The sequence below is a fragment of the Paucibacter sp. JuS9 genome (genome assembly GCF_044043925.2).
Taxonomy (GTDB): domain Bacteria; phylum Pseudomonadota; class Gammaproteobacteria; order Burkholderiales; family Burkholderiaceae_C; genus JAUASW01.
The window spans coordinates 4,086,553-4,099,079 of the sequence record NZ_CP194172.1 but is presented as its reverse complement, the minus strand read 5'-3'; the positions used below and the strand labels follow the sequence as shown (position 1 = coordinate 4,099,079).

Below are 12,527 nucleotides of genomic sequence, written 5' to 3'. Positions count from 1 at the left end.
GGGGTCTGGTGCGGCGGCCGGCCTGGCGGTCTAACTCTTGAGCGCGGACGCGCCGCGCCAATAGGCCGCGCTGCCGTATCGGGCCTTCAGAAAATCCACCCACAGCCGCACCCGCAGCGGCAGGTGTTTGCGCTGGGCGTAGACGGCGTAGATGCCGTTGGGTGCGGCGGCATAGTCGTCCAGCACCGCTTGCAGGCGGCCGGCTGCGATGTCGGCCTCGACCTCCCAGGTCGAGCGCCAGGCCAGGCCCAGGCCCGCCAGGCACCAGTCGTGCAGCACCTGGCCGTCGCTGCAATCGAGCCGGCCGCTGGGCCGGGTGTGGACCAGTTGTCCGTCGATCATGAAGGCCCAGCCGCGCGACTGGCTGGCGTCCGAGCTCAGTACCAGGCAGGCGTGGCGCGTGAGCTCGGCCGGATGGCGCGGCGCGCCGGCCCGCTTCAGGTAGGCGGGGGCGCCCACGCAGAGCCGGCGGTTGTCCGCGAGGCGCTGGCTCACCAGGCTGGAGTCGGGCAGGTCGCCCACGCGCACGGCGCAGTCATAGCCTTCGGCCGCCAGGTCGACGATGCGGTCGCTGAGGTTGAGTGAAACGCTGAGGTCCGGATGCGCGGCCAGGAACTCAGGCACCAGCGGCGCCACATGGCGTCGGCCGAAGCCCGCCGGAGCGGTCAGGCGCAAATGGCCACTGGCCTGGATGCCGCCGGCGCTGACCGAGGCCTCGGCATTGGCAAAGTCGATGAGCAGACGCTGGCAGTCCTCCAGGAAGGCGCTGCCCTCGTGCGTCAGCGTGAGCCGACGCGTGCTGCGCAGCATCAGCTTGATACCGAGGCGTGCTTCCAGCGCATCCAGCCGGCGCCCCATCACGGCCGGCGTGACGCCTTCGGCCTGGGCGGCGGCGCTCAGGCTGCCCTTGGTGGCGATGGCGACGAAGGATTCGATCTGCTTCAGGCGATCCATGTAATCAACCAGGAATTTCGCTGGATCTTTGCATAAAAGTAATGAATCCAATGCGTCCGGCGTCAGCAATCTTTCCGTTCGCCGGGTCTAAATTGGCGGTAGTTCCTGTATTCGCTACTTTCTCCTTCTTGCCTTTCGGAGTCCGCCATGAGCCAACGCACCGCCCTCCACCGCCTGCAGGTCGACAGCGCCCTGTACGCCTTCATCAACACCGAGGTACTGCCGGGCACTGGCGTCAGCCCCGAGGCCTATTGGGCTGGCCTCGATGCCATCGTCCATGAGCTGGCGCCCAAGAATGCAGCCCTGCTGGCCGAGCGCGACCGGCTGCAGACCGAGATCGATGGCTGGCATCGCGCTCACCCGGGCCCGATCACCGACATGCCGGCCTACCGGGCCTTCCTGGAAAAGATCGGCTACCTGGTGCCGCCGCCGGGGAAGACCCAGGTCACCACGGCCCAGGTCGATGCCGAGCTCGCCACGCAGGCCGGCCCGCAGCTGGTCGTGCCCATCCTGAACGCCCGCTATGCGCTGAACGCGGCCAACGCCCGCTGGGGTTCGCTGTACGACGCCCTCTATGGCACGGACGCGATTTCCGAAGACGGCGGCGCTGAACGCGCTGGCGGCTACAACCCGGCCCGCGGTGCCAAGGTGATCGCCTACGCCCGCCAGGTGCTGGATCTGGCCGCGCCGCTGGCCGGCGCCTCGCACAAGGACGCGGCGGGCTATCGCGTTGAGAACGGGCAGCTGGTCGTGAGCCTCATCGGCGGCGCCAGCACCGGCCTGGCCGACGGCTCGCAGTTCATCGGCTATCAAGGCGCTGCGAACGCACCCAGCTCCGTGCTCCTGCGTCACAACGGCCTGCATCTGGACCTCCAGATCGACCGCGCCACCGCAATCGGCGCGAGCGACGCCGCCGGCGTCAGCGACCTGGTGCTGGAAGCGGCGCTGTCCACCATTCTCGACCTGGAAGACTCGGTCGCCGCGGTCGATGCCGAAGACAAGCTTCTGGCCTACCGCAATTGGCTCGGCATCCAGCTCGGCACGCTGACCGAAGAAGTGGCCAAGGGCGGCAAGACCTTCACTCGCACCTTGAACCCCGACCGTGTCTACACCGCACCCGCTGGCGGCGAAGTCACGCTGCATGGTCGCTCGCTGATGTTCGTGCGCAATGTCGGCCACCTGATGACCAACCCAGCCATCCTGTGGGACGGCGGAGCCAGGGAGATCCCCGAAGGCATCATGGATGCGCTGGTCACGGTGGCCATTGCCAAGCATGACCTGACACGTCGCGGCAACTCGCGCACGGGCTCGATCTATATCGTCAAGCCCAAGATGCACGGCCCGGCCGAGGTGGCCTTCGCGGCCGAGCTGTTCGGCCGCGTCGAGCAACTGCTGGGTCTGCCGGACAGCACCGTCAAGCTGGGCATCATGGACGAAGAGCGCCGCACCAGCGTCAACCTGAAAGCCTGCATCGCCGCCGCTTCCAGCCGGGTTGCCTTCATCAACACCGGCTTCCTCGACCGCACCGGCGACGAGATGCACACCGCCATGCTGGCCGGCCCGATGCTGCGCAAGGGCGACATGAAGACGAGCGCCTGGATCCAGGCCTACGAGCGCAGCAATGTGCTGACGGGTCTCTCCTGCGGCCTGCGCGGCCGCGCCCAGATCGGCAAGGGCATGTGGGCCATGCCCGACCTGATGGCCGCCATGCTGGAGCAGAAGATCGGCCACCCGAAGGCGGGTGCCAACACCGCCTGGGTGCCTTCGCCGACCGCTGCCACCCTGCATGCGCTGCATTACCACCAGGTGAGCGTGGCTGCGGTGCAGGCCGAGCTGGAGAAGATCGATGCCGACGCCGAGCGCGAAGCCATCCTCGAGAAGCTCCTGAACATCCCGGTCGTGGCCAAGGCAGAGTGGAGCGCCACCGAGCGTCAGCAGGAACTGGACAACAACGTGCAGGGCATCCTCGGCTATGTGGTGCGCTGGATCGATCAGGGCGTGGGCTGCTCCAAGGTGCCTGACATCAATGGCGTGGGCCTGATGGAAGACCGTGCCACGCTGCGCATCTCCAGCCAGCACATCGCCAACTGGCTGCACCATGGTGTGGTGACCGAGGCCCAGGTGCGCGAGACCTTCAAGCGCATGGCCGCCGTCGTCGACCAGCAGAACGCCGGCGACCCGGCCTACAAGAGCCTGGCGGCGAACCCTCAGGGTGCGGCCTTCCAGGCGGCGCTGGACCTGGTGTTCCAGGGCCGCTCGCAGCCCAGCGGCTACACCGAGCCGCTGCTGCATGCCTGGCGGCTGCGCGTGAAGCAGCAGGCTTGATGACCGAATGAAAGAGGCCCCGCGGGGCCTCTTTCATTGGCCGCTCGTCAATGCTCGCAAGTCCCTGCTGCCCATGCGGCGGTGCCGGCGAGCGGCCCTCAGCAGGCCGCCTGACTACCCATTTGGGTGGGTCGCGCCGATGCGTTGACGCCACAAGTGAGCGGCCGCCATGCGCGGCGGCAGAAGGCCTGCGGCAACTTGGGTGCTGATCGCCGCCGGGAGCCGGTGTTCAGCGCTGCATTTGGGCGCAGATGTGCGGCGTCGCCCGAAGCGAAGGCGCAGCTTCTGGAGCGCTTTCGTTTTTGTGGACGAGCGGCGCAGGGAGGTGCTGATTTGCACAAATGACACGCCAACCAGACTCTTGGGGGGGCTGGGGTGGCTGTTGTCTTCCGGCCGCCCCGGCTGGGGGTGTGCCTTCTCACGGGTGGCTTTCGGCAGGGCTGTTGCGGCAATATCGCGCCGCCGCCAGAACGGCGACATCAGAGAGAAGGTGCCCAGCCAACTGCAGCAGCAGCGCAGCGTCGCTTGCATGACTGCCAGGTCTGGGGATTCTCATAAGTCGAAAGCGCTGCAAAACACAAAGGCGCAAGCGACAACCATTGCTTCATCGGAGGAAATCTATGAGTCACTTCAACCGTCAAGCCGGCAAGCGCTTGACCCGCTCGCTGGTGGCTGCAGCCGTCGGCACCTGCCTGGCAGGCATCGTGATGGCCCAGAGCACCAGCGGCAGCGTCGTCGGCTCGGCCAAGGCCGGCACCGTCGTCACCATCTCCAACGACAGTGGCTTCAGCCGCACGGTCACGGTGGATGCGAGCGGGCGTTTCAGCGTCGCTCAGTTGCCCATTGGCGACTACAAGGTCGAAGCCAAGGGCCTGGGCAGCCGCAAGGTCACGGTGACCGTGGGCTCGGCGGCCGGTGTGTCCTTCGAGAACACGCTGGAGACTGTCACGGTGAGCGGCACCAAGCTCATGATCGACACGAGCTCCACCGATGTCCGCACCGTCATCACCGCCAAGGAATTGTCGCGCCTGCCGCTGGTGCAGTCGGCGCAGGCCATTGCCTTGCTGACACCGGGCGCCAACGCCGGCGCGGCCAGCTACTTCGGCGGTTTGACCTCGTTCGGCGGTGCTGGCGTCTCCGAGAACGCCTACTACGTCAACGGCTACTTCAGCGGTGAGCCGCTGAGCAATCTGGGTCAGTTCGAACTGCCCTACGGCGCCATTGCCCAGCAGGAAACCTATACCGGCGGCTACGGCGCCAAGTACGGTCGCTCCGCTGGCGGCGTGATCAGCCAGGTCGGCAAGGCCGGCACGAACAAGTGGGCGTATGGCGGCCAGTTCTCGCTGACGCCTGCCGGCACCCGCGCCAAGGCCAAGGACAGCTTCTATCCCAAGCTCGCGCTGCCGGGCGACTACGAGTACGAAGACAAGGAACTCCCCGGCACGCTGTACCGCCGCAACAGCCAGAACCGGAGTGAAAGCGCCAGTCTCAGCGCGTATGTCGGTGGCCCGGTGATCCAGGACAAGCTGTTCATCTTTGCGGCCCTGGAAGGCAGCAGCACGGATTCGCTCAGCGTGCCTGTCAACGGCACGGCCTACAGCACGCGCAGCAGTTCGAGGGACCCCAAGGCCTACCTCAAGCTGAACTGGAACGTCAGCAATGACCACCTGCTCGAGTACACCTACCTGGGCGAGCGCTACAGCTCTGAAGGCACGCGCAATGCCTACAACTTCGCGACCGGCGTCGAAGGCGCGGTGTTGAGCACCGTGCCCACGCCGGTCTACAAGAACAGCGGCTACAACATCCTCAAGTACACCGGCTACCTCACCGACGACCTGACCCTGAGCGCCACCTACGGCAACAGCCGATTCACCAACAAGCAGGTCAATCCCAGCGTCCTGCCGGGTGTGCCCTATCTGTCGGGCGTGACCAGCCAGAACCCCGCCATCGTCGGCAGCACGCCCATTCCCAACATCCAGGGTGCCTACCAGGGCCACGATGGTCGCGACAACACCAACGGCCTGCGTGCCGACCTGGAGTGGCGCCTGAATTCGGCCCATACCCTGAGCGCGGGTATCGACAACATCAAGTTCGTGGCGAAGAACGAGGGCGACGCCCAAGTGGCCGAGTACTGGCAGTACGCCCGCCTGGGCAAGTCCGGCAACATCGATGCCAACCTGGGTGTCGGCAACCCCTACAGCCCGACCAATCCGAACGGCTACTACGTGCGCCAGCTGAAGTACTTCAACAGCACCGACATGTCGCTGGAGCAGAAGGCCTGGTACGTCGAAGACCGCTGGAACCTGAGCAGGAATTTCCTGCTGTCGATGGGCCTGCGCAATGACCAGTTCACCAACAAGAACAACGTCGGCGAAGCCTATATGAATGCCAAGAACCAGTGGGCGCCCCGCCTGGGTGCCACCTGGGACGTGATGGGTGATGCCTCGCTGAAGGCCTTCGGAAATGCCGGCCGCTACTTCCTGGCCCTGCCGAACAATGTGGCCATCCGCGGCGCTTCCGCATCGACCTACACCTGGCAGTACTTCACCTACACCGGCATCGCCGCCAATGGCATGCCCACGGGGCTCACAAGCGTGCCGGGCATTGGTGGCGCACCAGCACCGGGTGCTGTGTCAGGCAATAGCGAGTACGGCACGCCGGTCGATGTCCAGGGCTTCTCGCCCAAGGACCTGAAGAACATGTACCAGGACGAGTTCATCCTCGGCTTCGAGAAGGCGGTGAGCAAGGGCTGGACGGCGGGCGCGAAGTTCACCTATCGCTCGCTGAAATCCTCGGTCGACGACTTCTGCGACCGCGCTTCGCTGGCCGCTCAGGCCGGCCTGACCCATGTGAAGGACGTGGCCGGTCGGCACATCTACAAGACCAGCGACGGCAAGCAGTATTACGTGTCGGGCTGCTACATGTTCAACCCGGGCGGCAGCAACACCTACAGCTTCGAGCAGGTGGGTGGCGGCGAACGCCTCACCAAGAAGATCAGCGCCGCACAGCTGGGCTTCACGGAAGGCCTGAAGCGTGACTACAGCTCGATCGACCTGTTCCTGGAGCGCAATTTCAACAATGACTGGGGCCTGCGTGTCGACTACACCTACTCCAAGCTCAAGGGCAACAACGAAGGCCAGGTGAAGTCGGAGTTCGGCCAGGACAACATCTCCAAGACCCAGGACTGGGACGCCTGGCAGATGATGGAGTACGCCAACGGCTACCTGTTCAACGACCGTCGCCATCAGATCAAGGTCCGCGGCTCCTACCAGTTCGCGCAGGACTGGATGATCACGGGCAATGCGCGCATCCTCTCCGGCACGCCGGTCAGCTGCCTGGGCTACTACAACCCGGACGGCAAGATCGACGAAGGCTCGGCTGCCGGCGACCCGATCTCCTACGGCGCGGCGTATCACACCTGCCTGGGCAAGATTTCCCGACCAGGTGATGTGCGCACGCCCTGGACCTATCGCATCGATCTGGGCCTGCAATTCCGCCCGAAGGCGCTGGACGACAAGCTGGCCGTGACCTTGAACGTCTTCAACATGCTGAATCAGCAGCGTGTGACGCAGTACGACGTGACCTCGGAAACCGGCCCGTACACGATCAGCAATACCTTCATGCGTCCCATGTCGCGCCAGTCGGCTCGTTCGATGACGCTCAATGTGTCGTACGACTACTGATCTGCTGCAGCCACTTCCCAGCGCTGACCAGGGGCCCCTCGCGGGGCCCCTTTTCATGGGCTGCGAGAATCCACCCTTCGATAGGGAATAGCGATGGAGAGCTCTTCGATGCAGTGTGACGTTCTGGTGGTCGGCGCAGGCCCGGCCGGCAGCGCTTGCGCGCGCGTGCTGGCGCAGGCCGGCGTGGATGTCTTGCTGATCGACCAGGCCGCGCCGGGTCGCGACAAGATCTGTGGCGACGGCCTGATTCCCGACGCCCACGCCGCCCTCGCGCGCCTGGGCGTGCTGGACCAGGTGATGGCTCGGGCCCAGCGGGTCGACCATGTCGGCTGCATCGGGCCTCGCGGCGGCCGCATCGACGTGCCCGGCACGCTGGCGGTGCTGCCGCGCCGTGAACTCGATGCCCTGCTGCTGCGCGCCGCGCAAGATGCCGGCGCCCGGCTGCTGGCGCCGGCCCGCTTCGAAGCGCCTGTCGTGGACGCAGCCGGTCGCGTGGCCGGCGCCCACCTGAAGGTCGATGGCGACGAGATCGAGGTGCAGGCGCAGTGGGTGGTGCTTGCCACCGGCGCCGTGCCCAAGGCGCTCAGTGCCGCCGGCCTGTGCGAACGCCACACGCCCAGCGGCGTGGCCTTGCGTGGCTATGTGCGCGCGCCCTCGCTGGTCGGCCAATTCAAGGCACTCGAAGTGGTGTGGTCCAAGGCGGTGCGGCCGGGCTATGGCTGGATCTTCCCGGCGCCTGACGGCTGCTTCAATATCGGCGTCGGCGTGACCAACAGCCACAACACCTTGAATGGCAAGGGTGCCAAGAAGGACATCAATCTGCGCGCGATCTTCGACGCCTTCTGCGAGCACTACGAACCGGCCGCCAGATTGATGCGCGAAGGCGAGCTGGTCGGCGAGTTGAAGGGGGCGCCACTGCGCTGCACGCTGGAGGGTGCGCGCTGGACGCGGCCCGGCCTGCTGGTCACCGGTGAAGCCGCAGGCAGCACCTACTCCTTCACCGGTGAGGGCATTGGCAAGGCGATGGAAACCGGCATGCTGGCCGCCGAGGCGGTTTTGCAGGGCCGCCGCCAGGGCCTGGACGATGGCGCGGTGCGCGCCGGCTATGAGGCCTCGCTGCACGCGCTGAAGCCCAAGTTCGACCTTTACCAGCGGGCCAATCGTGTCAATGACATGCCCTGGCTGGCCGACCTCCTGATCTGGCGCGCCCAGCGCAGCCCGACCCTGCTGCGGCGCATGAGCGGCGTGCTCAACGAAACGAGCAACCCGGGCCATCTGGTCAGCCTCAAGGGGCTGACGCGCCTTTTCTTCGAATGACCCGCTGATTCGATATGTGCCAGCTCCTCGGCATGAATGCCAACACGCCCACCGACGTGATGTTCAGCTTCGCCGGCCTCGCGAACCGGGCCGATGAGCACAAGGACGGCTTCGGCATCGCCTTCTTCGAGGGCCGCGGCCTGCGCCATTTCGTCGATCACCACAGCGCACGGGTCTCGCCGCTGGCCGAGCTGGTCAAGCATTACCCGATCAAGAGCCAGAACGTCATCGCCCATGTCCGCAAGGCCACGCAGGGTGTGGTGTCGCTGGAGAACACGCATCCGTTCCAGCGCGAGCTCTGGGGCCGCTACTGGGTGTTTGCCCACAACGGCAACCTGGTCGACTTCCATCCGCGCCTGCATGCCGCCTTCAAGCCGGTGGGCGACACCGACAGCGAGCGCGCCTTCTGCTGGCTGATGCAGGAGTTGGCCAAGGCCCATTGCTCGGTGCCCAGCATCGAGGAGCTGAGCCTGACGCTGGCCGAGCTGATGCCGCAGCTCAACGCCTACGGCACCTTCAACATGCTGCTCTCCAACGGCCAGGCGCTGTGGGCCCATGGTTCGACCAAGCTGCACTACCTGCTGCGCCAGCATCCCTTCGGCAAGGTGCAATTGCATGACGAAGACTTGAGCGTCGACTTTGCCCAGGCCACCACGGTGCGTGACCGCGTGGCCGTGATCGCCACCGAGCCGCTCACCCGCGACGAAGCCTGGGTCGCTTTCGAGCCGGGCCAGCTCAAGGTCTTTGTCGACGGGCTGCCGCTGGCCTGAGCCGCCGGCCAATCCCCTGCCCCGTCCCATTCATCCCGCCATCCCGCCACTCGCCGCCCGAACCGCCCGCCGGGGCCGGGGCAGCGCCTAGACTGCGGCCCCATGAGCACATCGACCGCGACCCCCAACCGCTTCCAGCGCTGGTACTTCGGCTGGGCGGAGCCGCACTACCAGCGGCTTTCGCCGGAACTGCAGGCCCAGGCGCGCGAACTCGACCGCCTGCTCTACAGCCGCCGCGGCCTGGGCATCTGGTTCGGTCTGCTGGGCGGCCTGGTGGGCTCGACCCTGGGCCTTCATGGCGCGGGCATGGGGTGGGTCTCGTCTTTCGGCATTTCCCTGCTCTGCGTCGCCGGGCTGCTGGTGGCCCTGCTGGCCGCCTGGCTGCAGCCGGAGAAGTTCCTCGGCCGTCGGCGTTTCGGCGGCATGTTCCTGCGGGTCACCCTGGGCATCATGCTGGGCGTGCTGCTGGGCTGGATGGTCGGGCGCATCACCCGCCACGGACTGGGGGGCCTGGAGCGCCTGCCCGAGGACCTGGAAGGCCTGCTCAAGGTCGGCCTGCCGCTGGCGCTGGGCGTCGCAGTGGCCATCGGCCTGCTGCTCTCCCTGATGGCGGCGGCGCGCCGCAACATGCTGCAGCAGCAATTGCAGAGCAGCCGCGAGGCCGAGGCCCAGGCCCAGAACCAGCGCGAGGCCACCGAAGCCCGCCTGCGTCTCTTGCAGGCCCAGATCCAGCCGCACTTCATCTTCAACAGCCTGTCGGCGGTCCAGCATTGGGTGGACAGCGCCGACCCGCGCGCCAGCGGCCTCTTGCGTTCGCTCACCGCCTTTCTGCGAGGAAGCGCGGAGCAGATGCTCAAGCCCCAGGTCAGCCTGGCCGAGGAGCTGACCCAGGTGCAGCACTACCTGCAGGTGATGCAGGCGCGCTGGGGCGAGCGGCTGCAATACGAGCTGGAAATCGACCAGGCGTTGTCCGAGCGCGCCATGCTGCCGCCCGGCATCGTGCTCTCGCTGGTCGAGAACGCGCTTGAGCATGGCCTGGCGCCCACGCTCAGCGGCGGCTTGCTGCGAATTGTGCTGATGCCCGACGCAGCCCAGGGCTGGCGCCTGGAGATCTGCGACGACGGCGTCGGCATGCATGACTTCGGTGTCGAGGGGCTGGGCCTGGCCAATTGCCGCGCCCGCCTGGGCCACACCTTCGGCGATCAGGCCAGCCTGGTGCTGGATGCCGACCCCGACGGCCGCGGCACGCGCGCCACCATCTGCGTGCAGGGAGGCAGCCATGGCGTTTGAGTTCCCGCTGCTGGCGCGCTTCAAGCGCTGGTGCATGCCGCAGGACCTCCAGGCATTCGCGCCGGAGCAACTGGCCCGTGCCGGCGACCAGCCCTGGCCGCGGCAACTCGACCGCTATGTGTTCATCCAGTACGCGGCGATCTCGATGGCCTTCTTCGTGCTGATGCCTCGCCACCTCGCGCCGGTATTGATCGGCGGCGGGCTGCTGCTGTTGCTGGGCATCATGGCCGAGAGCCGCCGGCTCTGGCGTGATCCGTCGTCCAAGCGGGTCAATGCAGCGATCCGTGTTGCCGGCCTGATCTATATGGCTGGCGTGTTCGCTTCCGCAGGTCTTCTCGAGAAGGCCCATTCGGTCGCGGCCATCGTGGTGCTGGCGGTACTGCTGTTCTTCTGCACCTCGGCTTGGTGGGGCTTGCTGATGTTCCGTCAGACCCAGATCAAGGGCCGGCTGCGCGAGCTCGAAGAGCGCGACCTGCAATCGGCGCTGCAGGCCCAGCTGCTGCAGGCGCAGATCCAGCCGCATTTCCTCTTCAATTCGCTGGCCTCGCTGGGTCATTGGGTGCGCAGCCAGGACCCGCGCGCTGCGCCGATGCTGGAGGCGCTGACCGCCTATCTGCGCGCGACCTTGCCCTTGTTCAATCGCGAACAGCTGAGCGTTGGTGAAGAGCTGGCCGCCGTGCGCGAGTACCTGGCCGTGATGCAGGCCCGCCTGGGCGAGCGGCTCAAGGTGGAGATCGACGTCGACCCGGCCCTGCATGAACAGTTGCTGCCGCCGGCCATTCTTCTGACGCTGGTGGAAAACGCCATCGAGCATGGCGTCGTGCCCAAGCTGGGCGAAGCCACGTTGCGCATCGAAGGCCGCCAGCTCAAGAAGGGCGTGCTGATCAGCGTGGCCGACGATGGCCCCGGCCTCCCGGAACAGCCGGCACCGCAGGCGCCGGGCCGAGGTGTCGGCCTGAGCAATTCGCGGCTGCGGCTGGCACAACGCTTTGGCGAGCGGGCGCGCCTGAGTCTGGAGAACGGTCCCTTGGGCGGCTGCCTGGCCCAATTGAGTGTGGAGCCCGCCTGATGTTGGCTGCGATGAAGAGCTTCTTTGCCAAGGTCGACTGGCGCATGGCCCTGATGCTGGGCCCGCGCCACACCTTCACGCCTGAGCAATGGCAGCGTCTGGCGCCGCAGGTCGCGATCTCGCCCAGCGTAAAGGTCGCAGCGCTGCTGAACGCCGTGCTGGTCTCGGGCTTGCTGGTCCAGAACCTGCCGCAAGGCGTTGCCGGGCCGACCTTTCTGATCTTCCTCGCCCAGGCGCTCCTGATGCTGGGCCTGGCTGCAGCCATCTGGCGCCGGCCGACGATGAAGCGGCTCTACCTGGCCTATGGCCTGACCTCGGTGCCCGCCGGCTTCCTGGCTGGCTTCACCATGGCCTATCTCAAGAATCATGGCCTCGGCGACATCGCCCAGGAGGTCCTGATGCGCGACCTGATGCTGGGCGTTCTGTTCGCCTTCGGCATCTGGGTCGTGGCCATGTGGCGCAACGAATTCCTGGCCGACTGGTTGCATGACGAGGAGCTGCGCGCGCAGGCCGCCGAGGCTTCGCGCAAGCTCTCCAGCGCCCAGATCCAGCCGCATTTTCTTTTCAACTCCCTGGCCTCGCTGCACCACTGGGTCGCCACCAAGGACGACCGCGCGGCGCCATTGCTGGAGTCGCTGACGGCCTACCTGCGCGCCACGCTTCCCTTGTTCGACCGGCCTCTGCTGGCGGTGGGCGAAGAGGCCGAGGCGGTGCGGCGCTATCTTGAGGTGATGCAGGCGCGGCTGGGCGAGCGGCTGCGCTTCTCGCTGGAGATTTCACCCGCTGCGGCCGATGTGCTCCTGCCACCGGGCGTGCTGCTGACCCTGGTCGAGAATGCGGTCGAGCACGGCGTGCAGCCCAGCCTGGCTGGCGGCGAAGTGAAAGTGCAGGCGAGCTTGCTGGACGGCGGCGACCTGCTTCTTGAGGTGCTGGACGACGGCCCGGGGCTTGGCCCGCAGGCGGCCGTCTCCGAAGGCAGCCTGGGCCTGCACAACAGCCGGCTGCGACTGCACCAGGCCTTTGGTGGCCGGGCCGCGCTGAAGCTGGGCAACCGGGCCGAGGGTGGCTGCTGTGCGGCCGTGCATTTGGCCTGCGCGCGCTGACAGCAACGAAAGATCA

8 protein-coding genes are annotated in these 12,527 nt (G+C 66.6%); 7 read left to right on the top strand and 1 reads right to left on the bottom strand.

Features of this window, described 5'->3' with window-relative positions:
* Nucleotides 1-30: 30 nt before the first annotated feature.
* Nucleotides 31-954, bottom strand: a complete 924-nt coding sequence (locus tag ABT392_RS18215; protein ID WP_395385010.1) for a LysR family transcriptional regulator — start codon at nt 952-954, stop codon at nt 31-33.
* Between the two features lie 147 nt (nt 955-1,101).
* Here ABT392_RS18215 and ABT392_RS18210 point away from each other — a divergent pair, with 147 nt between their 5' ends.
* From ABT392_RS18210 to ABT392_RS18180, 7 genes are all read left to right on the top strand, one after another.
* Entirely contained in the window at nt 1,102-3,279 is a 2,178-nt protein-coding gene (locus ABT392_RS18210; RefSeq protein WP_395385011.1) for a malate synthase G, read from the top strand.
* Nucleotides 3,280-3,899: 620 nt separating this feature from the next.
* Nucleotides 3,900-6,962, top strand: a complete 3,063-nt coding sequence (locus ABT392_RS18205) for a TonB-dependent receptor (protein WP_395385012.1) — start codon at nt 3,900-3,902, stop codon at nt 6,960-6,962.
* 108 nt (nt 6,963-7,070) lie between these two features.
* Complete coding sequence (locus tag ABT392_RS18200; protein ID WP_334279536.1) at nt 7,071-8,279, top strand: NAD(P)/FAD-dependent oxidoreductase; 1,209 nt, start codon at nt 7,071-7,073, stop codon at nt 8,277-8,279.
* Between the two features lie 14 nt (nt 8,280-8,293).
* A complete protein-coding gene (locus ABT392_RS18195) occupies nt 8,294-9,049 on the top strand; it encodes a class II glutamine amidotransferase (protein WP_334279535.1) in 756 nt (251 codons plus the stop codon).
* 102 nt (nt 9,050-9,151) lie between these two features.
* The gene (locus ABT392_RS18190) at nt 9,152-10,339 is read left to right on the top strand and encodes a sensor histidine kinase (RefSeq protein WP_334279534.1); all 1,188 of its coding nucleotides are present in this window, start codon (nt 9,152-9,154) and stop codon (nt 10,337-10,339) included.
* A complete protein-coding gene (locus ABT392_RS18185) occupies nt 10,329-11,408 on the top strand; it encodes a sensor histidine kinase (RefSeq protein WP_395385013.1) in 1,080 nt (359 codons plus the stop codon). The genes ABT392_RS18190 and ABT392_RS18185 overlap by 11 nt, the downstream gene beginning before the upstream one ends.
* A complete protein-coding gene (locus ABT392_RS18180) occupies nt 11,408-12,511 on the top strand; it encodes a sensor histidine kinase (protein ID WP_334279532.1) in 1,104 nt (367 codons plus the stop codon). The genes ABT392_RS18185 and ABT392_RS18180 overlap by 1 nt, the downstream gene beginning before the upstream one ends.
* Nucleotides 12,512-12,527: the final 16 nt, after the last annotated feature.